Annotated in this window: 17 protein-coding genes; 7 read left to right on the forward strand and 10 right to left on the reverse strand. The window is 44.3% G+C overall.

Going from position 1 to position 21,787, the window contains the following annotated elements:
* From ED312_RS09055 to cmk, 3 genes are all read left to right on the forward strand, one after another.
* Positions 1 to 1,053, forward strand: a complete 1,053-nt coding sequence (locus ED312_RS09055; RefSeq protein WP_123215686.1) for a PLP-dependent cysteine synthase family protein — start codon at positions 1 to 3, stop codon at positions 1,051 to 1,053.
* A 156-nt stretch (positions 1,054 to 1,209) separates the two neighbouring features.
* Positions 1,210 to 2,469, forward strand: a complete 1,260-nt coding sequence (locus ED312_RS09060; protein ID WP_123215687.1) for an aminotransferase class I/II-fold pyridoxal phosphate-dependent enzyme — start codon at positions 1,210 to 1,212, stop codon at positions 2,467 to 2,469.
* Positions 2,470 to 2,770: 301 nt separating this feature from the next.
* On the forward strand, positions 2,771 to 3,469 hold the full coding sequence (gene cmk, locus ED312_RS09065) for a (d)CMP kinase (protein ID WP_123215688.1): 699 nt from the start codon (positions 2,771 to 2,773) through the stop codon (positions 3,467 to 3,469).
* Positions 3,470 to 3,511: 42 nt separating this feature from the next.
* Here cmk and ED312_RS09070 read toward each other — a convergent pair whose 3' ends face one another.
* A complete protein-coding gene (locus ED312_RS09070) occupies positions 3,512 to 3,901 on the reverse strand; it encodes a LysM peptidoglycan-binding domain-containing protein (RefSeq protein ID WP_123215734.1) in 390 nt (129 codons plus the stop codon).
* 339 nt (positions 3,902 to 4,240) lie between these two features.
* Here ED312_RS09070 and ED312_RS09080 point away from each other — a divergent pair, with 339 nt between their 5' ends.
* The 3 genes from ED312_RS09080 to ED312_RS09090 all read left to right on the forward strand — a co-directional run bounded on the left by ED312_RS09080 (position 4,241) and on the right by ED312_RS09090 (position 8,056).
* Entirely contained in the window at positions 4,241 to 5,407 is a 1,167-nt protein-coding gene (locus tag ED312_RS09080; RefSeq protein ID WP_123215690.1) for a proline dehydrogenase family protein, read from the forward strand.
* Between the two features lie 79 nt (positions 5,408 to 5,486).
* Positions 5,487 to 7,142, forward strand: coding sequence for a DNA repair protein RecN (gene recN / locus ED312_RS09085; RefSeq protein WP_123215691.1), 1,656 nt, complete (start codon positions 5,487 to 5,489; stop codon positions 7,140 to 7,142).
* Between the two features lie 104 nt (positions 7,143 to 7,246).
* Positions 7,247 to 8,056, forward strand: a complete 810-nt coding sequence (locus ED312_RS09090) for an enoyl-ACP reductase FabI (RefSeq protein WP_123215692.1) — start codon at positions 7,247 to 7,249, stop codon at positions 8,054 to 8,056.
* A gap of 169 nt (positions 8,057 to 8,225) precedes the next feature.
* Here ED312_RS09090 and miaE read toward each other — a convergent pair whose 3' ends face one another.
* From miaE to ED312_RS09130, 9 genes are all read right to left on the reverse strand, one after another.
* Entirely contained in the window at positions 8,226 to 8,810 is a 585-nt protein-coding gene (gene miaE / locus ED312_RS09095; protein WP_123215693.1) for a tRNA-(ms[2]io[6]A)-hydroxylase, read from the reverse strand.
* A gap of 464 nt (positions 8,811 to 9,274) precedes the next feature.
* Positions 9,275 to 10,990 (reverse strand): sodium:solute symporter, encoded by a 1,716-nt coding sequence (locus tag ED312_RS09100; protein WP_123215694.1) that lies wholly within the window; start codon positions 10,988 to 10,990, stop codon positions 9,275 to 9,277.
* A 3-nt stretch (positions 10,991 to 10,993) separates the two neighbouring features.
* On the reverse strand, positions 10,994 to 11,119 hold the full coding sequence (locus ED312_RS24360; protein WP_262707130.1) for a hypothetical protein: 126 nt from the start codon (positions 11,117 to 11,119) through the stop codon (positions 10,994 to 10,996).
* 63 nt (positions 11,120 to 11,182) lie between these two features.
* A complete protein-coding gene (locus tag ED312_RS09105) occupies positions 11,183 to 13,684 on the reverse strand; it encodes a PIG-L family deacetylase (RefSeq protein ID WP_123215695.1) in 2,502 nt (833 codons plus the stop codon).
* A 135-nt stretch (positions 13,685 to 13,819) separates the two neighbouring features.
* Positions 13,820 to 14,356 (reverse strand): mechanosensitive ion channel family protein, encoded by a 537-nt coding sequence (locus ED312_RS09110; protein WP_123215696.1) that lies wholly within the window; start codon positions 14,354 to 14,356, stop codon positions 13,820 to 13,822.
* A 74-nt stretch (positions 14,357 to 14,430) separates the two neighbouring features.
* On the reverse strand, positions 14,431 to 15,027 hold the full coding sequence (locus ED312_RS09115) for a Maf-like protein (RefSeq protein ID WP_123215697.1): 597 nt from the start codon (positions 15,025 to 15,027) through the stop codon (positions 14,431 to 14,433).
* A gap of 167 nt (positions 15,028 to 15,194) precedes the next feature.
* Positions 15,195 to 16,292, reverse strand: coding sequence for an acyltransferase family protein (locus tag ED312_RS09120; protein ID WP_123215698.1), 1,098 nt, complete (start codon positions 16,290 to 16,292; stop codon positions 15,195 to 15,197).
* Positions 16,293 to 16,490: 198 nt separating this feature from the next.
* A complete protein-coding gene (locus ED312_RS09125; RefSeq protein WP_123215699.1) occupies positions 16,491 to 17,015 on the reverse strand; it encodes a KdsC family phosphatase in 525 nt (174 codons plus the stop codon).
* Positions 17,016 to 17,352: 337 nt separating this feature from the next.
* Positions 17,353 to 18,093: a Rossmann-like and DUF2520 domain-containing protein gene (locus ED312_RS09130; RefSeq protein ID WP_123215700.1), complete on the reverse strand. Its 741-nt coding sequence runs from the start codon at positions 18,091 to 18,093 to the stop codon at positions 17,353 to 17,355.
* A gap of 410 nt (positions 18,094 to 18,503) precedes the next feature.
* Here ED312_RS09130 and ccsA point away from each other — a divergent pair, with 410 nt between their 5' ends.
* A complete protein-coding gene (ccsA, locus tag ED312_RS09135; protein ID WP_123215701.1) occupies positions 18,504 to 21,725 on the forward strand; it encodes a cytochrome c biogenesis protein CcsA in 3,222 nt (1,073 codons plus the stop codon).
* The last annotated feature ends 62 nt before the right edge of the window (positions 21,726 to 21,787 follow it).

Consider the following 21,787-nt stretch of genomic DNA (forward strand, 5'->3'; position numbering starts at 1 on the left):
ATGGAACAAAAGATTAAGGCTTACGATAACGTATTAGAACTAATCGGAAATACGCCAATTATAAAACTTAATGCCATAACCAATTCCCTCCAAGGAAATTTTTATGCAAAAGTTGAAGCTTTTAATCCCGGCCACTCCACGAAAGACAGAATAGCGCTTCATATCATTGAACAAGCAGAAAGGAGCGGAATTCTGAAACCGGGAGATACGATCATCGAAACAACCTCGGGAAACACGGGGTTCAGTATTGCAATGGTGAGTATCGTAAAAGGGTATGATTGTGTACTTGCCGTAAGCTCCAAATCCTCGAAAGATAAAATAGACATGCTGCGCTCTATGGGGGCCAAAGTATATGTATGCCCTGCTCATGTAAGTGCCGATGACCCGCGGTCATACTACCAGGTGGCAAGGCGTATGCACGAAGAGATTAAAGGGTCGGTTTATATAAACCAGTATTTTAACGAGTTGAATATCGATGCCCACTATAACACTACGGGCCCCGAAATATGGAAACAGACAGGCGGAGCCATTACTCACCTTATAGCCTGTAGCGGAACCGGGGGGACTATCTCCGGGACTGCCAGATACCTCAAAGAACAAGCCAAAAAGAACGGTACGAAAATAAAAGTCATAGGTGTAGATGCCTATGGTTCCGTACTCAAAAAATACCACGAGACCGGGGAGTTCGATTCCAAAGAGATATACCCGTACCGGATAGAAGGTCTCGGTAAAAACCTTATCCCTACAGCAACGGATTTTGATGTTATCGATAAGTTCATCAAGGTAACCGATGAAGAAAGCGCACATACCGCAAGAGAGGTATCCAAAACGGAAGGCCTTTTTGTCGGTTATACCAGCGGAGCGGTGATGCAGGCAGTCAAACAGCTTTCCGCAGAAGGGGAATTTGATAAGAACAGCAATGTTATTATGATATTTCCCGATCACGGTTCCAGGTATATGAGTAAGATATACAGTGATGAATGGATGCGGGAACAAGGATTTTTTGATAGTAAAAACATTGAAGAGGAACAGAAAATAGAATACATTAAGTAAGAATTTTCTAAGACATCCGCATTTTTGCGGATGTTTGTTTACAAAATAGGCACTAATAGTTCATATCTTCCCGAGAATTTTTGTGAACGAATTCTTAAAATACGTAATTTAGCTTGTTCGTGCTAAAGAAAATTTATCTTAAATTTTGAGATCTACATGAAGGATTTATTTGATAGGATCATTGAAAATAAGGGACCATTGGGAAAATGGGCTTCGCAGGCGGAAGGATATTTTGTTTTTCCGAAACTCGAAGGGCCGATTTCCAATAGAATGAAGTTCAATGGTAAAGAGGTTATAACCTGGAGTATTAATGATTATCTGGGGCTTGCCAACCATCCCGAGGTGTTGAAGGCAGATGCCGAAGCGGCCGCGGAGCACGGTTGTGCATATCCCATGGGAGCCAGAATGATGAGCGGACATACCGATGTCCATGAGCAACTTCAGAACGAACTTGCGGCTTTTGTTAAGAAAGAAGCGGCATATTTGCTGAATTTCGGTTACCAGGGGATGGTCTCTGCAATAGATGCATTGGTTACCAAGGATGATATTATTGTTTATGATGTGGATTCCCACGCTTGTATCATAGACGGCGTGCGCCTGCATATGGGTAAACGGTTTACCTTTATGCACAATGATATAGACAGTCTTGAAAAGAACCTGGAACGGGCCACTAAAATGGCGGAACAGACCGGAGGAGGAATACTTGTTATCTCCGAAGGCGTGTTCGGTATGCGTGGCGAGCAAGGAAAACTGAAGGAAATCGTAGCGCTTAAGAAAAAGTATAAGTTCCGTCTTCTGGTGGATGATGCCCACGGTTTCGGGACCCTGGGAACTACCGGGGCGGGAGCAGGAGAAGAACAGGGAATTCAGGAAGATATCGATGTGTATTTTGCCACGTTTGCCAAATCTATGGCGAGTATAGGGGCATTCCTCGCGGGAGACAAAGAGATCATCGATTACCTGAAGTACAACCTGCGTTCGCAGATGTTTGCAAAATCCCTGCCTATGGTGTTTGTGAAAGGAGCACTGAAACGCCTTGAGATGCTGCGCACCATGCCGGAGCTGAAAGGTAAATTATGGGAAAATGTGGATGCGTTACAGAACGGCCTCAAAGACCGGGGCTTTAATATCGGTACAACCAATACCTGTGTCACCCCGGTATACCTGAACGGAAGTATCCCGGAAGCCATGGCACTGGTCAAGGACCTCAGGGAGAATTACGGGATTTTCTGTTCTATCGTAGTATATCCCGTAATTCCGAAGGGATTGATACTTCTTCGTATGATCCCGACAGCAACGCACACACTCGAAGACGTTAGCGAAACACTCGATGCCTTTTCGGCAATCCGTGACCGTCTGGAAAACGGAACCTATAAAAGGCTGTCAGCTGCCGTAGCTGCGGCGATGGGAGAGTAGTTTTCCGAAAAACACATACAAACCGGAAAAGGATGTTGCAGGTCATTTGCGACATCCTTTTTTTATTCCGGTTCCGGGTAAAAAGCAACATCATAAAATATTTTTTCCGGCGTTTTATAAAAAATGTCTCTTTCTGATAAAAATCATTTTTTTCAAAATACTTTTGGGAAACAATAGGTGATAAGGAGAGAATTACTTAATTTGTATAGGTAGACAGCAGTGGTATGTAATGGGGATTTCCGGCGATAGAACGAAGAAAATTGCTGTTTTTGAAACCGTATTATTTAATAGAATTATTCGAATGAAAAAAATTATTATTGCCATTGACGGTTATTCTTCGACCGGTAAGAGTACCATTGCCAAAAGACTTGCTAAAGAACTGGGGTATATCTATGTAGATACCGGGGCTATGTATAGGGCGGTTACGTTGTATGCTATGGAAAACGGTTTATGCGGAGATGAAGGTATAGACCGGGAAGGCCTTATCGGAAAACTGGATGACATCAAAATCCGTTTTGTGCTTAACAATACCCTCGGATACGGAGAAACATATCTCAACGATGTGAATGTGGAGGAAAAAATAAGAAGTATGGATGTTTCCAACCGGGTAAGTGGTGTGGCTGCCATTTCCGAAGTAAGGCATAAACTGGTGGAAGAGCAGCGTGCAATGGGAAAAGACAGGGGAATTGTCATGGATGGCAGGGATATAGGAACCGTAGTCTTTCCGGATGCGGAGTTAAAACTGTTCATGACCGCTTCCCCGGAAATCCGTGCGACCAGGAGATATAAAGAACTGTTGGGCAAGGGGAAAGAAATATCCTTTCAGGAGGTCCTGAAAAATGTAACCGACAGGGACTACATAGATTCACACAGGAAAGATTCACCTCTCTTCCGGGCTCCGGATGCTATTGAACTTGACAATACGGACATGGGAAAGAACGAGCAGTTTGAACGTATCTATAATCACGCCATGCGGATCATAAAAAAACAGGATGAGTAAAAAAACAGCCCCGGATTTAAATGAAATCCGGGGCTGTTTTTTTTAAGACAGTCGGGGAATGACCAGCTCCTGGTCCGGGTGAATAAGGTCCGGATTTTTCAGTTTATCCGTATTGGCCTGAAAAATGGTGTTGTATTTAGAAGCATCCCCATAGTATTTTTTGGCAATTTTACCCAGGGTTTCCCCTTGTTGAACCACATGGCGGTGATATACGGAAGCATCGGTCTCTTCCACCCGTATGTCCGCCTTAATATCAGTAGGCTGATTGCCGCCTATTTCCTTGATCTTGTCCCAAAGCACGTTTTTTTCGTATTGTGTTTTGGTTGTTCCTTTCAGTTTCAGAATGCCATCGGCTTCTTCCACACTGCCGTTTTTGATCTTTAATTCCGTACCCAGGTCGAGTACCGGCTGATATTTTGCTTTAACACTCATAGTTTTGTACATTTATTGATTAGAGTTCTACCAAATATAAGCATTTTGTGAAGTATTTTTAGTGTTAACACTGTCAAATAAACATTATAAAATAGGTGAAATGCACGAAAAGGAGGACGAAATATAGAAATTATTAATACCGGACTGTCTTTATTGGAAATTCCGCAACATTTTTTCCACTGTTTATGGTCGATTTTAAACAAATACGTTTATTTTCGTCCCGGAAAACAGCATACCGTTTTCTCTTGCAGTAGTTATGTACTGTACAATGCGGTATGGAAGGGGAACCTGCCGGTTCTTTTTCCGGTATTAAATGACCTTTTTAATGAGAAACAGTAAATGGAAAAAATTTTTGAAGACACAAAAACTGCCTTCGCCCTAAAAACCGATGTAGAACTGGAGAGGGCGTATTTTCTATTTAAGCTGATCGCGAATCAGCCCTTGGTACGGATTGGTACGGCTGTGACCAACTTTGCCATAAAAACACATCTCCCTGTCGAGGGACTTATACGGTCTACCGTATTCGATCATTTCTGCGGAGGTGTCAACGAAGAAGACTGTATGCCGGTCATCGACAAATTGTATGAAAAAGGAGTTTCTTCCGTACTCGATTATTCCGTGGAAGGAAAAGATGAAGAAAACCCGCTTGACGAATCTCACCGACGGGTTATAGATATACTGAATTTTGTTAAAGAAAAGGATTCTATCCCTTTTGCTGTTTTCAAACCTTCGGGGTACGGAAGGTTTTCCCTGTTCCAGAAAATCAATGAAGGTAAAAAACTTACCGTGAGGGAGCAGGATGAATGGGACAGGGTGGTAAACCGCTTTGATTCTACCTGCCGCAAGGCACATCAACTGGATGTAGCGCTGCTGATAGACGCAGAGGAAAGCTGGATACAGGAAGCGGTAGATAATCTCATCACCGATATGATGCGCAAGTACAACAAAGAAAAAGCCGTGGTATATAATACCCTGCAAATGTATCGTCACGATCGGATGGATTATCTGAAAAAACTTTATAAACAGGCCGAAGAAGAAGGATTTTGCGTAGGGATAAAACTGGTTCGTGGTGCCTATATGGAAAAGGAGAACGAAAGAGCAGAGGAAATGGGGTATGCCAGTCCCATTTGTCCTTCCAAGGAAGCTACCGATAATAATTACAACGAAGCCGTGGCATATATGATAGACCATCTGGACCGTATGGCTATCTTTGCCGGTACGCATAACGAAGAGAGTTCATACCTGCTTATGGAGCTTATGGAAGAACGCGGTATAGCCAAGGACGATCCCAGAGTGTGGTTCGGACAGTTATACGGGATGAGCGATCACATAAGTTATAACCTCGGGGCACGCGGATATAACGTGGCAAAATACCTGCCTTTCGGACCTGTAAAAGATGTTATGCCCTATCTGATACGCCGGGCAGAAGAAAATACTTCTGTGGCCGGGCAAACCAGCCGGGAATTGTCTTTACTTAAAAAAGAACGAAAAAGAAGAAAACTGTAATTTTTGCAGGTGGCATAAACGGGGGTATTACCGCATTCAAAAATGTTAGTATATTTGAAACGTATAAAACCATTGTGTATTGTTACTTTCTCTTTCCATAAAAAACTATGCGCTCATCGACGACCTCAGGGTTCGTTTTGACAGGGGACTTACCATTATTACCGGTGAAACCGGAGCGGGAAAGTCTATTCTGCTGGGCGGGTTGTCCCTTATACTGGGTAAAAGGGCCGACCTGAACAGTTTAAAGGACAAAGAGAAGAAATGTATCGTGGAAGCCGAGTTTTCCGTGGAAGATTACCATCTGGAATCTCTTTTTACCAAACTCGATCTGGATTACGAACCCCATACAATCATTCGCAGGGAAATACTTCCCGGCGGTAAATCCCGGGCTTTTGTAAACGATTCCCCGGTAACCCTTGATGTACTTTCGGCGCTGAGTATACGGCTTATAGATATTCACTCCCAGCATCAGACCCTGCAGCTTACCGATAACGATTTCCAGTTTCAGGTAATAGATGCCATAGCGGGAAATAAAGGGAACATAGAGAATTATAAGACCAGGCTGTCAGAATATCATAAAGCTAAAAAGGAACTTCAGAAATTAATAGACTTTCAGCAGGAAGCAGACAAGGAACAGGATTATAACGCTTTTTTACTGAAAGAACTCCAGGATGCCCGGCTGCAACCGGGAATGCTCGAAGAAATGGAAGAGCATTTTGAGGCACTGAGCAATGTCGAAGAAATAAAGGAAAAGCTGGCTCTCTCTTCCCAGCTGCTCAGTGATGAACAGAGCGGAATCCTGGTAAACCTGAACAGTATGCGGAATGCACTGGGGAAACTTGCCGGGTACGGTGCCAGGTTTGAAGAATTGCAAAACAGGATCAATTCCGCTTTCATAGAACTGGACGACACATTCAATGAGATACAGAATATAGACGAAACCGTCGAGGCGGATCCGGAGCAACTGGAACAGGTAAACACCAGGCTACAGCTTATCTATGACCTGCAGAAGAAACACAATGTCCTGGAAGTGGAAGAACTTATACGGATCCAGAAGGAACTCGAAGAAAAAGTCTCTGTCACGGAAAACCTGGAGAACGATATAAAGGACAAACAGCTAAAGGTACTCCGGCTGGAAGAAGAACTGGACGCAAAAGCCCTGAAAATACACGAGAAAAGGGTGAAAGAAGCCCCTAAGCTAAAAAAGTATCTCGAAAGTTCGTTGACGAAGCTCGGAATGCCCAATGCTACTTTCCGGATAGAGATCAAATCCACTACCTCGTTTTTTGCCAACGGTAAAGACGAACTGCACTTTTTGTTCTCCGCGAATAAGGGGACCGGCTATGGCGAATTGAAAAAAGTGGCGTCCGGAGGCGAACTGTCCAGGATAATGTTGTCTATAAAAGCCGTGCTGGCACGCTACGAAAAACTCCCAACTATTATGTTCGATGAAATAGATACAGGGGTTTCCGGTGAGGTATCCGATAAGATGGGGGATATTATGAAAGAGATGGGAAACAGCATGCAGGTTTTTGCCATTACCCACCTGCCGCAGATAGCAGCGAAAGGAGCCGGGCATTTTAAAGTATATAAACAGGATTCGGGAGAAGTGACCTCCACCCGGATGAAAGCATTATCTACCGATGAACGTATCGTGGAGATAGCCGAAATGCTGAGTGGTAAAAATATTTCCGAATCGGCCATATCACATGCCAGGGAATTATTATTATTGTGATGAAATTCAGGTTGAGATCTTGTGTTTCGGGTTTGTGATTAACCTGTCATTTTCAACCTGTAACCTCAGAGTTAAACCATAAACGACAAACATAACAGATAGAAATGTACAATTTATTAAAAGGAAAAAAGGGAATTATTTTCGGGGCGTTGGACGAAAACTCCATTGCCTGGAAAACTGCAGAAAGAGTTCATGAAGAAGGAGGTACTTTCGTACTTACGAATGCCCCCATCGCTATGCGTATGGGACAGATAAAAGCACTGGCGGAAAAAACAGGTTCAGAGATTGTGCCGGCAGATGCCACCAATCTGGAAGATCTGCAGGCCCTCGTGGAAAAATCCATGGAAATCCTGGGAGGTAAACTCGATTTTGTCCTACATTCCATAGGGATGTCTGTGAATGTCCGTAAAGGAAAACACTATACGGACCAGAATTACGATTTTACTACCAAAGGATGGGACGTTTCTGCGGTTTCTTTTCATAAAGTGCTGCAAACCCTGCATAAAAATGACGCCATGAACGAGTGGGGAAGTATAGTTGCATTGACTTATATGGCAGCTCAGCGTACATTCCCGGACTATAACGATATGGCCGATAATAAAGCTTATCTCGAATCGATTGCCAGAAGTTTCGGCTATTTCTACGGAAAAGATAAAAAAGTGAGGGTAAATACCATTTCCCAGTCTCCGACCCCTACCACGGCAGGGCAGGGAGTTAAAGGGTTTGATGGTTTTATCGCTTATGCCGATATGATGTCTCCCCTGGGTAATGCTACGGCCGGAGAATGTGCGGATTATACCGTATCGCTTTTCTCCGACCTTACCAAAAAAGTGACGATGCAGAACCTGTATCACGACGGAGGTTTCTCCAATACCGGCGTGAGCAACGAGGTTATGGAGAAGTTCATGAAATAATCATGAAAATAACAGCAATAAAAAAATCCCGTCGTCAGGCGGGATTTTTTGTTTTATTGGCCTCGGGTATAGTTCAAAATCTGCATTTTGCCTCTAAAACTAGAGTACAATTTCGTTGCTTAGTAAAACTTGTGGACTTCAGTCTGTAGAGATTTGGTAATCCGTAAATTTACCCGTGCATGGTTTCCTTCCTGCCCAGGTTTTTCATTATTTCCGCTTCATATTCCAGCAATTCCTGCCATTTGCGGTCCACTACTTCACGATTACTACCGTATTGGCGGGCAAAAGAGAGGAACATGGTATAGTGGTTGGCCTCACTGGTCATGAGGTTCCTGTAGAATTCCGCCAGTTCCCGATCCTGTATGTTTTCTGATAACAAACGAAAACGCTCACAGCTCCGGGCTTCAATCAGGGCGGCGTATAACAGCCGGTGAACGAGATGGTTTTCCCGGCTGCCACCTTTAGGGAAGAATTTCATCAGTTCTACCACGTACAGGTCTTTACGTTCCCTGCCCAACACCCAGCCGCGGGCAATAATCCTGTCATGTACCATTTTAAAATGGCTTATCTCTTCCTTTACCAAAGCGGTCATGGCCTGTACCAGTTCCGTGTATTCGGGGAAGGATACGATGAGGGAAATGGCCGTGCTTGCCGCTTTCTGTTCGCAATAGGCATGGTCAGTAAGTATTTCTTCAATGTTTTTCTCTACGATATTTACCCATCTGGGGTCCGTAGGCAGTTTTAATCCTAACATGATTTTCCGTATTATCAGCTATTTCTATCAGTTTGTTTTCGAAACGATTCCGGGGATACTGATTCCTTATTGCATAGGGATAAAATTTTTTTAGTACATGACAAATATACTAAAATCCCGCAGTGCAGCCGGGAACCATTTTGATGCCGGGAGACAGGCATATCTGTATAGAAAGTTCATATCCGATGTTATGGAGTTGAGAGGGTAAGAGTCGGGAAGGTGAATATAGATTTCTTTGGATGAGGTGCTTACAGGCTTTTATACGACACCGAAGGCCCGTTTTGTTACGGACAATACCAATAATTTTTAAAATCACTCCTGTTGTCCGTGGATTTGTGGCCGAAATATGCAGACTTCAGAGGAAAGTAAAGAGCATCTATAACTCCGGACTTCTCAACTCCAAAACTGAAAAACAACCGGCACCAAACCCGTTTGACCTTGAAAATACTTTTGCCGGATTCAGGTTAGGAGTTGCCTGTTTTCATGGAACGCTGCAGCATTTCGAAGAACAACGCTATGGTGATTACCAGGGAGCAACCTATAAAATTCAGCCATAAATAACCTATTCGTTCATCGGCGTAGACAAAACTGTAATAAATAAAGAAAATAATAATCTGGGTGAACACGGCTGCCCAAAAGACTGCATTTCCCCGTACAAACCGGAAAAAGAAGGCGAGCAGGAATATGCCTAGTACATTACCGTAAAATACCGATCCTATAATATTTACCAGCTGGATGAGGTTATCGAGCAATGAACCGAAGTTGGCAAATGTAATGGCAATAAGCCCCCAAAGCAGGGTAAACCATTTGGAAGCCGAGAGATAATGACTGTCCTGTTTTTCGTTTTTATGACTTCTCTTGTAGAGGTCTATTGTAGTAATGGTCCCGAGGGCATTCAGTTCCGAAGCGGTAGAAGACATTGCGGCGGAAAGAATAACCGCCAGCAGCAGTCCTATAAAGCCCGTAGGGAGATTGTTGAGAATAAAATGGATAAACACGTAATCTTTGTCATTCGTTTCGATGGCCGGGTCCGCTTTTTCTATAAGCTTCCTGGCCTTACTCCTGTTTGCCCTTTCCTGTTGGTTTATGTACTGGATTTTTCGTTTGGCCGCCATCGTCATCTGGTAGTCCTTGACGTTCAATACTCCGGAATAATATTCCTGTGCCATTTTTTTCTCGGTTTCCAGGGCCTGGTGCTCTTTTTCCAGTTGCCTGTACTCATCAGCATAAGAAGAATTCATAACGGCTTCCGTTGCTGCGGGATTAAAGTTGAGGGGAGAGGCGTGGTATTGGTAAAAGACAAATACCATTACCCCCACAAGCAGGATAAAGAACTGCATGGGAACTTTCAACAGGCCGTTAAAGATAAGCCCCATCTGGCTTTCCCTTACGGATTTCCCGGAGAGGTATCGTTGTACCTGGCTCTGGTCCGTACCGAAGTAAGACAGCATCAGAAAGAACCCGCCGGTAATTCCGCTCCAGAAGGTATACCTGCTCTGAGTGTCCAGTGAAAAGTTCAGGATGTTCAGTTTTTCATTGGCTCCTGCTACTTTCAACGCTTTGCTGAAGGTGAGGTCATCCGGCAGGTAATGGAGAATGAGAAAAAAAGCCACGAACATACCGGACATAATAACAAACATCTGTTGTTTCTGCGTCACATTAACCGCCTTTGTACCTCCGATCACCGTGTACACAATTACCAGCGAACCGATGATAACATTCAGGGTTTTCAGGTCCCAGCCGAGTACGGCAGAAAGGATAATAGAAGGGGCATAGATAGTGATACCGGCAGCCAGTCCGCGTTGTATGAGAAAGAGTATGGCGGTAAGGCTCCGGGTTTTTAGGTCGAAACGCTGTTCCAGGAATTCATAGGCGGTATAGACCTTAAGCCTGTCATAGACCGGGATAAAAACAATACAGATGACTATAATGGCCAGCGGAAGGCCAAAATAAAACTGTACGAAGCCCATTCCGTCGTGAAAAGCCTGTCCGGGGGTAGACAGAAAAGTAATGGCACTGGCCTGTGTTGCCATGACCGACAAACCTACTGTCCACCATTTGGCTTCTTTATTACCCAGGATGTAATCTTTGACGGTAGTGTTCCGCTTCGTTTTCCATGTACCGTAAACTACAATGAAAAGAAGGGTCGTATACAATACTATCCAGTCTATACTTTCCATGCACTAGCAGTTTTCCAGCATTATAAAATAAAAAAGGATGATATAAACCGCATTGGCTATAAGGACCAGGGTGTAGCTGGGTTTCCAGCGCCATTTTTCGGGAGTATTATTTTTTTGCAGTGGTTCCATTAATGAGGTGATGTTTGTTTTTTCATAGTGTGCAAAAACTTCCGCTTTGGGGTACGTATCCGGTCAATTACCGTTTTCCTGTTTTCCTACGGAAAGCATGTTGGCAAACAGTTTGAATGCGCCCGGAACACCCGCTGGAAGTTCCCTGAAAAAACTCAGTCCCGTGTAAATATAATAACCTTTTCCGTAAGGTGCTACAAGAAGGCTGCCTTCTTTTGCATTTTCTCCTTTATCGTGCATGGAGAGAAGGGCCGTATATTGCGGGGCCCATTGATCCGGAAAATAAAGTCCCCTTTCCTGGACCCATCCTTCAAAATCTTTCACGGTTATCTTGTTCGGAAAATTCAGCACCGGGTGATTTTCGGACAGTAATTTTACGGCTGCATGTTCATCCGTAACCCTGTCCCTGGACAAACGAAGGGCGTATGGGGCCATAACATCCAGAGGCATTCCCCGTCCTACGGTATTATACTGTACGATAAGCGTACCTCCTTCTTTTACATAATCCAGTAAAACGGGCTGTTTGGCATACAGGGTTTCCGATATGTTGTAGGCACGGATTCCTATAACCACCGCATCATAACCTGTCAGGGAGGAAGCGGAGAGACTGTTTACATCCAGGAATGTTACATTATAACCTATTTGCCGCAGGCTTTCGGGTATTTTATCACCGGCACCGGCTATATATCCTACCGATTTCCCTGCTTTTTCTATATTGAGCCTCACTATTTTGGCTTCGGAGGGCAGTAAGACGGACTGGGCAGGAATGTGGTCATAATTTATCTCTACCAGTTCCTTGTTATAAGTTTCGCCGTTTATGTTTACCACCGGCTTTATAAACCCTTCACTTTCATTTTGCGGGGGGGTTACCCGGAACACTATGGTTTTTTCCTCTCCCTTTTTGGTGGTTTTCATAGGATGGCTTTCCGGTTCCACGCTCCAGCCTTCCGGAACTTCGAGAGCAACAGTGCCGTTTACCTGTTCCCGGACAGCACGGACCTTTACCGGAATCCCTTTGGGCCCGTTGGCAAAAATATTTACCTTGTTGGTAATCGATGCCGTTACCGGAGGGAGTATTTCAAAAGGTTGGTATAATTCTCCCTTGGCAGGATCGGTGTGTTTATATACGATGTCTTTTTGGAGGTCTATCGCCGTTCCATCAATAACCATGTGAAAACCGGCAGTGAGTATGGCCGGAGTTTCAGGGAGACCTATAAATTCCGGTTTTGAATGGTACATACCCAGTGTGCCCTTACGCATCAGCCAGTACGGCGTTGTGTATTTTTTTGCATCCGGTATGGTGGTTTCCAGTTCAAAATTGTTTTTTTCGTTAGTTCCGAGTTTTGCGGCAATCTTTTTTACGGTTCCGGAAGGGAGTATTTCCATACTTTGCAGCTCCATATCCGTATTCCCCCGGTTAATGGCCTCTATATTGAGTTTAATTTTGCTTCCCGGGGTGGCCTGCGGATCTGTTGCGGTTGCTTCCAGGTACAACCCGGCGCAGGCCTGTATGATTTCTTTTATTTCTTTGGTTTTTACAGTTTTCCAATAGGCATCGTCCAGTTTACGGATAAGGCGGTAAGCTTTGACCAACTGCGGAATGTGTTCTGCCGGATTTTTAAAATTGAAATGATGTTCTACGGATTTAAGCAGTTTCGCTATCTCTTCCGTACCGTCAATTCTCGACCATGTGGTATTGATCCCGGAAAAAAGATCATTATTTTCCGGTTTGTCCCCTTTCAGCAGTTCCAGGTATTCCGTTTCACTACCTCTTGTGGCGGCACTGCCAAACCCCTGACTTCTGTGCTGGCTGCGGCTCCGGGCGGCTATTTCCCCGTTGCTTTTGCCTAGAACAGGATAATATCCTCCCAGGTCCATTTCTATGAGAGCGCCCTTATCGGCATTCCGGAATTTTTCCTCGCTGCCGTAAAACCACCAGGAGGTATTGAAAAAAAGCCTTCGGGGTTGCCATGTATCCAGTTGTTGTAACTGTTCCGGATAAACATTTTTGTTTCCTGTCAGGTCAAAGGCTTCCACACTTAGCATAGCCGATGTGGTATGGTGTCCGTGCGTAGTTCCGGGACTTCGGTGATCAAAACGATTGATAATAATGTCCGGACGGAATTTCCGTATGGCCAGTACTACATCAGCCATGACACTATCTTTGTTCCAGATATCGAGGGTTTCGTCCGGGTGCTTCGAAAAGCCAAAATCATTAGCCCTGGAAAACATTTGCTCTCCACCGTCTATTCGTCTTGCCGCCAGTAATTCTTCGGTTCTTATTACTCCCAGTAATTCCCGGAGTTCCGTACCGATAAGGTTCTGTCCTCCGTCGCCACGTGTCAGGGACAGGTATGCCGTCCGGGCATGTACTTCATTGGACAGGTATGAGATCATCCTCGTATTTTCGTCGTCCGGATGAGCAGCCAGGTAAAGTGCCGAACCCAGGAAGTTCAGTTTCTGTATGGCGTGATAGATCTCGGAGGAAGAATAGGTTTTGGGTTGCTGGGCGGATGTGGCTGAGGAAGCAAAAATAAATAATAACAACAGGGTAATTTTGCGCATTTCAGTTAGTTTTTAGGTTTCCGCAGTTGTATTGCGATAAAATGGCACATCGGTAATTGCCAGGACTGGTAACAGTCCTTTCAAATATAGAAATAATAGAAATTATTGCCCCGGGTTTAGGCTTTCTTTAACTATTTACAGGCTTCGGCTACCATCATCTTCCGCAGAACTGCCATATACTTTTACTCCTTTCTGCAGTAACAGGTTGTTAGGGTAGGTGACCAGCTCATCTTCTTCCGTGCGGAGCAGCAGGTGGAAGGCTTTTATATCTTCAATTGTGGCACGTACCGGGAAATCTTTATCCAAGATCTCTATTTTGTCCCCTATTTTAAAAGGAAACGTAAAGAATAGGATAACCCCGGCAGTAATGTTGCTCAGTATGGACCACTGGGCAAATAACGCAACACCGATTACCGCAAATATCGAAGAAAGTATCAGCCCCAGGTCCTCGAAATCTACATTCCATATAATACTTATGGCAGCAATACCGATAAAGAAAATGGCAATATTGGCATATCTCACAATAAGGGAGGTACGCGCGTCATTATAATTGCTTATTACCCCCACCTTGCGGATGATCTTGGATAACAGGTACTTCAGGAGTAAAAGTAAAGCAACGGCTATAGCCGTGTATAACAATTGGTTTTTATAAGGATCAAATAATATATTCATCGGTTTTGTGGCTGTTTTACAGAAAAGAGTAAAGATACACCGGGAAATCGTTTTTCAGGCTGTTCCCCCGTTTTTTATGTATTGTCCTCTACTATAGTTTTCAGGGTGCTGTATACCAGGTGGGCAGGCAATCCTACTACATTAAAATAAGAACCTTCGATCTTCTTTATTCCGGTAAGGCCTATCCATTCCTGTATGCCATAAGCCCCTGCCTTGTCAAAAGGCCTGAAATGATCTATGTAGTATTCGATCTCTTCATCGGTTAGCACATCGAAATATACTTTGGTCACCGCATTAACGGTTTTTTGTAATGTGGTTGTGGTAAAACACACGGAAGTGATGACCTCGTGAGAGGTATCCGATAATGTTTTAAGCATTTCCCTGGCTTCTTCCTTATCTTTCGGTTTGCCGAGAGCTTTTTCCCGGTGCCATACAATAGTATCGGAAGTGATCAGGATGTCTTTTTCCTTCAGATCTTCTTTCAGTGGTAATGCCTTGAGTTGTGCCAGGTAATCCGGGATTTCGCTTCCGTAAAGCCTTTCCGGGTATATTTCCTCTACGTTTTTCAACCGTATTTCAAAATCAATCCCCAGATCGCGGAAGAACTGGTGCCGCCTGGGAGAGCCCGAAGCGAGGATAATATGGTGGTTCTCTAATATTTTGCGGAGCATACTACCGTTTTTTGTATTGAATATAAAGTTAAAATCAGTAATGAGATTGCGTTTACTTCACTTCCTTTGGTCCTTATCTATAGGTCTACATTTTTTTTATTTTGCTGGTTTTTGATTCATGACTTCCCCCGCACGGAGGCGGAGACTTTCCGTCCGTCGTGTGGCGGTTAGATCTTTATGATTTTCCCTTTGCGGTACAGCCCGTATGCAAAGAGCCATATAAAGAAAGTGAAAGCCAGTGCAAACATAAGACTGCCGAGGTAATTGTCAAAAACAGGACGGAAAATGTGTTGATAAGACCATCCCATCAGCGAAGTATCCCCGATCTGTATAACATAGATGAATATTTTTACCACCAGCACGGACAGCATATAACTCACCAGCGGGTTTTGCCCGAATACCCGGAATACCAGTGTCCATTCGCTGACCTTTTTGATATCGATAATCCAGATGAATAATGCCCATACCGCAGTAATGATCCCGGTGGTATACAGTACATAAGGTCCTGTCCATAATGGCTTGTTTATCGGATAGATAAAATCCCACAACTGCCCGGCAAGGATAAAGCACAAAGCAAGTATAACCAGTTTTTTTACCTGCGATTGTCCCGGTGAACCCGATTTGAGCATGCTTTTCCCGATAACATATCCGAGGATTACCTGTCCGGCCGAAGAAAGAGTGCCCAGCAAACCTTCCGGGTCAAACGGAATACCGTAGCCTTTGTACAAATGTCTCTCCCCGAGCAGGGCGGTATCCAATACATTGCCGAAATTCCCTTCCAGGGAGTAGGGGGCATCTCCGCCCATAAAGTAGAGTATGGCCCAGTGCCCGAGCAAAAGTGCCGCAATGGAAAAGATCAGATAGCCGGTTCTTTGCAGGAGGGTAATGCATATCCCCGCCACGAGAAAAGCCAGGGCAATGCGTTGCAGTACACCAAAAATACGAAGGTCGGCAATATTGGTCCTGTAAAAAGGGAACCAGTTAAGCAGTACGCCTATCAGGAAAATGAGGGCGGCTCTTTTTAAAAGTTTGAGCAAAACGGGTTTTTTCAGGGAAGGGTCCAGTTTTTTCATGGAGATACTCATGGAGAGGCCCACTACAAATAAAAAGCTGGGGAATACGAGATCGGTAGGGGTACACCCGTCCCAGGAAGCATGGCGCAGCGGTGCATAAACATAATCCCATGATCCGGGCGTATTTACCACGATCATAAAGAAAATGGTAAGCCCGCGTAATACATCTACGGACAGAATTCTGGTTTTCATGGTCGGTCAATTTGTTTTAGGGGCAATTTAATAATTAAAATCCGGTTTTAAATCATATTGTTTTTCAGTTTGTAAAGGATAAAAGGGAGAAAAGCATAGACAGATCACTTCCGTAATGTCTCACCGGATTGCGGGGAAAAGCGGAAGTACAAGAATCCCTTTCCCCTGAGAATAGGGTGTTCCGGCTATGTGGAATAATTAATCGAAGCCGGCTTCGAAATTGTTACTCCATTTTCCCTGTACTTTCAATACCTGTTCGATAACATCCCTTACACATCCTTTGCCGCCGTTTTTATGAGATACATACTTGGCTATTTCCTTGATCTCCGGGGCAGCATCCTGGGGACAGGTGGGAAGTCCGACCATTTGCATCGGTGGAAGGTCGGGCAGGTCATCGCCCATGTAAAGTACGTTTTCGGGTTTTATGTCGTAGATGTCGAAATATTCGTTCAGGGCATCCGTCTTGTGATGTGCACCCAGGTAAATGTCCGTCACCCCCAGGCCACGCATACGTTCCCGTACACCTTCGTTGGTACCGCCCGAAATAATACAGATGTTATACCCCCTGCCTATAGCCGTTTTTATGGCATAGCCGTCTTTCAGGTTCATATTGCGGAGCATTTGTCCGTCGGTGGTAATTATAATAGTGCCGTCTGTGAGCACACCATCTACATCAAAGACAAAAGTGGTGATGTCTTCAAGGTATTCTTTATAGTTTTTCATGCAGGGAAATATATTTTGCTTTTGAAATTAAAAAAGGCAAAGTTACGAAGTTTCTTCCTGAAACGGGAGAGTACTTGTTCCATAGGCCGGACATACGCCTTTTCTGTAGAAAATTCAGGTTAGATAATAGTTCATATGCCCGGAGTTGGCGAGTCCGGAGTTTTGAGAGATTCTCTCTTCGGAATTTGAAAAACGGTGAATTATCTGGTGTACGTTGATAAAAGGCAGTTAAAAGAAACAAATTGTATATTCATTCCCGAAACATGAGCCTTCAAGGCTTCTGCTTTGCAGCGCAGGGATACTCAACTCATCAACTCCGCAACTAAAAAACATTTTTTCAATGTTTCTGTATGGATTTCGTAAGTGTTTCGTATATCTTTTTGTATGTAGGGTATGTGTTCAACTGGTCCAGGTGTTTTTGTACGGTAGTCTCGTCATGCCGCTTTGCCGGACCGGTCTGGGCTTCGGCGGGGGACATGTTTTCTATCTTTTCCGCAGTTTCCGCTATAAGCGGTTTCAGCAGGTCAAAAGAAAGGTCGTTTTTTTTACATATGTCATTTCCGATGGCATAGAGGTGGTTTACAAAATTGTTTACAAAAACCGCAGCCAGGTGGAGTGACCGCCGTTGTTCGGAATTTACCCGGTACACCTTTCGGGAAATACTGTGGGCCACATACTCCAGTAATTTCCTGTCCTCATCATTTCCTGCTTCGATACATAAGGGAATTCCCGCGAAACTGATATCCTTGTTCCTGGAAAAACTCTGTAAGGGATAAAAAACACCTCTGCGGTTTTCCGGGGCCAGTTCATCCAGGGCAACGCTTCCGGAAGTATGGACTACCAAGCGTCCCTTAAAAGGAAGCTTATGGGAAACCTCACTTATAGAATCGTCGGAGACTGCTATGATATACAGGTCGGCATTCAAGAGCTCATCATAACTGTTTGTGACAGGAATTCCTTCTGTGGAAGTGGCACTCCTGTTAAACAGCTGAATTACCTGTACTTTACTGCTCTTATAAAAGGCTTTGATCAAATGTGTGGCTACATTTCCGGAGCCAATGATAATTACTTTGGTCATATGGCAAAGTTACGAAGATCCTGGCAACGGACGGGTTACGGATTTTCGGTAATTGTGTTTTTGGAGGTTTGACGATGAGTTATTATAAGTTTCAGCCACGGGTACCTATTCCAAATCATCTGCCCGTGGCAAAAACAGAGCCCCGGTTTATCAGAAATCCGGGGATTTTTAGCGTTAGTCATTGGTTCTTCCAATAATTCCGAATTTCAAAACTAAAAAAAACATTTGAATCTTGAAATGTATTCATCCTACCACGGTGCGGGGTGTCCGATAAAGGTCCGGCAGTATTTAAGAACATATTAACATTCCCTTGTGTTTCTTTCCTCTTTCATACCCGTAAAAAGTCATAAAAACAACCTATTTTTGCAGGCGGAATACCATAGTGTAAAACTACACGTAAATAAGTTGTAATGACAGACTTCCTCAAGAAAACGCTCTTCTCCACCCGTTTAATGGCAATTTTGTTTGTAGTATTTGCCACGGCACTGGCCTTTGGTACGTTTATCGAAAGCTGGTACAGTACCACTACAGCACGGATATGGATATATAATGCCTGGTGGTTTGAGGCCATTATGGTGTTGTTTGTGGTTAATTTCGCCGGGAATATCGTGCGTTACAGGCTACACAAGCGAGAAAAATGGGCCGTACTCTTGTTGCACATCTCTTTTATACTTATCATTCTCGGTGCCTTTGTTACCCGTTATATCAGTTACGAAGGTGTAATGCCTATACGGGAAGGAGAGACCTCCAATACCTTCCTGTCCGATAAAACCTATCTTACGGCCTATATAGACGGGGAGATAAACGGCGAGCCCATGCGGAAATCCATGCGGGAAGCCCTTCTCGTGTCTCCGGAAGGTATCCTTTCGAGGCTTCCCTGGCGGTCCGATTTTAACGGGCAACCTTTTACAGTTTCCTATGCCGGGTATATCACCGGTGCCGAAGAAGGACTTATTCCGGACGAAAACGGGGAAGAATACCTCCAGGTGGTAGAGGCCGGAGGAGGTTCCCGTCACGATCATTATATAAAAAGCGGTGAAGTAACAAGTATTCACAACGTACTTTTCGCACTCAACAAGCCCACCCAGGGAGCCATTAATATCAATACACAAGACAGTGTCTATACCATATCCACTCCCTTTGAAGGGACTTTTATGCGAATGGCGGATCAGTTTGAGGACAGTGTGGTTAAAGACAGCGTCCAGAAATTACAATTACGGTCTTTATACAATGTAGCCGGGATGCAGTTTGTATTTCCCGAGCCTGTGGTAAAGGGGAAATATGATATTATAGAGGCGAAGGATAAGGCCAATGCCTCACAGGATGCCCTTATTCTGGATATTGCTACCAATGGGGAGACCAAACGGGTAAAAATACTCGGGGGCAAAGGAATGGCAAAAGCACCCTTAACAACAAGTATAGGAGGGCTGGATTTTCACCTTTCTTTCGGTTCCATAGAAATAGAACTGCCTTTCAGTATTAAACTGAACGATTTTATCGCAGAAAAGTATCCCGGTACGGAAAACGGATATGCCTCTTTTATGAGTAAAGTTACCGTAAATGACGAACGGTCTTTTGATTATGATATTTACATGAATCACATACTGGATCACAAAGGATATCGTTTCTTCCAGGCCAGGTTCGACCCGGATGAAAAAGGGACTGTATTATCCGTCAACCACGATTTTTACGGTACCTGGATCACCTATATCGGGTATTTTCTGTTATACACCGGCCTTATCGGTATCCTGTTCTACGGTAAAACGAGGTTTAAGAGTCTCGGGCAGATGTTAAAAAAGATAAAAGCCGAAAAAGCAAAAGTGGTAACGGCAATCGTCCTTTTTTGCAGCCTTACCGCGTTCGCACAGGAGGAACAGGCAGAGGCCACAGATGCCCATATGCACGAAAAAGACCATACGCATACCAGCGTTCTGCCTACCCAGGCACAAATAGACTCCGTAATAGCTGCAACGTCCGTAAGCCAGGAGCATGCGGACAAGTTTGGTAAACTGGTTATCCAGGATGATGGCGGTCGTATGAAACCCGTGAATACGTTTGCTTCCGAATTACTCCGTAAGATCAGTAAGAGCGATTCCTATAACGGACTGGATGCTGACCAGGTGTTTTTATCCATGCTGCAAAACCCGGCGGCATGGTACAATGCGGAGATCATATACATGAAAAAAGCCAATGACAGCCTCCACAGGCTTATTGGAGTGGAAGAAGGGACAAAATATGTAAGAGCCATAGACTTCTTTGATGATAAAGGGAATTACAAACTGGCACCTTATCTTCAGGAGGCATATGCTACCAATGTACCTAACCAGTTTCAAAAAGAGTTCAAGGAGGCCGATCAGCGCCTGGCATTGCTGAACAGGGCTTTGGGAGGGGAAATACTCAAAATATTCCCGCTTCCGGACAATGAGAACAACAAGTGGATATCTGCAGTAGATTTCAGGACCCGCCAGTATCCTGTTCAGGACTCTCTCTACGCGAATTTTATCGATAAGTCCGTAAGTCTTTACCTGATGTCTCTCCGGCAGGCCATAAAAACCGGTAACTATACGGAAGCTGATAAAATACTCGAAGCCTTTGAAAAAAACCAGGAAAACTTCGGATCGGAAGTACTGCCTTCGGAACGTAAAGTAGAAGTGGAGGTAATATACAACAAAGTGAATATATTCCAGCAGTTACTCATATGGTATATGACCGTCGGGCTGGTTATGTTCTTTTTTATTGTGCTGCGTATCTTCTATGAGAATAAATTTTTAAAGACCCTTGTATTGGTAGGGAAGGTAGGGATAATCATACTTTTTGTACTGCACACTGCGGGGCTTATAGCCCGGTCTTATATTTCCGGACATGCTCCCTGGAGTGATGCCTACGAGAGTATGATCTATGTGGCCTGGGCAACCATGCTTTTCGGACTGATATTCGGCCGGAAATCCGATCTTACGATGGCGTCCACCGCATTTGTCACCTCTATCATACTTTTCGGAGCACATATGAACTGGCTCGACCCGGCTATAGCCAACCTGCAACCCGTGCTCAACAGTTACTGGCTGATGATCCATGTGTCTATTATCGTAGGAAGTTACGGGCCCTTTACACTGGGAATGATACTCGGCGTAGTGGCGTTGCTGCTGATCATACTTACCAACGACAAGAACAGGAAGAAGATGGACCTTCATATCAAAGAGATCACCGTCATAAACGAAATGGCACTTACCGTAGGACTTATCATGCTTACCATAGGTAATTTCCTTGGAGGACAGTGGGCAAACGAAAGCTGGGGCCGTTACTGGGGCTGGGACCCTAAAGAAACCTGGGCACTTATCAGCATTATGGTATATGCCTTTGTAGTGCATATGCGCCTCGTTCCCGGTCTGCGGGGGAGGTTTGCGTTCAATTATGCCAGTATCATAGCATACGCCAGTATTATGATGACCTATTTCGGTGTGAACTTTTACCTCGTGGGACTTCACAGTTATGCCAGCGGGGACAAAGTGATAACCCCCGATTTCGTGTATTATTCCATAGTGGTTATCGGGGTACTAGGGGCGGTAAGTTACTGGAGGTACAGAAAATATTATAAGGACAGTAACGGTAAAAAGATATCAGGACAGGCATAGACCGGTTAATAGCGGTAACTTCAGTATTTTGAATTATTGATTTATTAAGTTGACGGATGTTG

Origin of the sequence: Sinomicrobium pectinilyticum (assembly GCF_003725735.1) — a bacterium.
Classification (GTDB): Bacteria; Bacteroidota; Bacteroidia; order Flavobacteriales; family Flavobacteriaceae; genus Sinomicrobium; species Sinomicrobium pectinilyticum.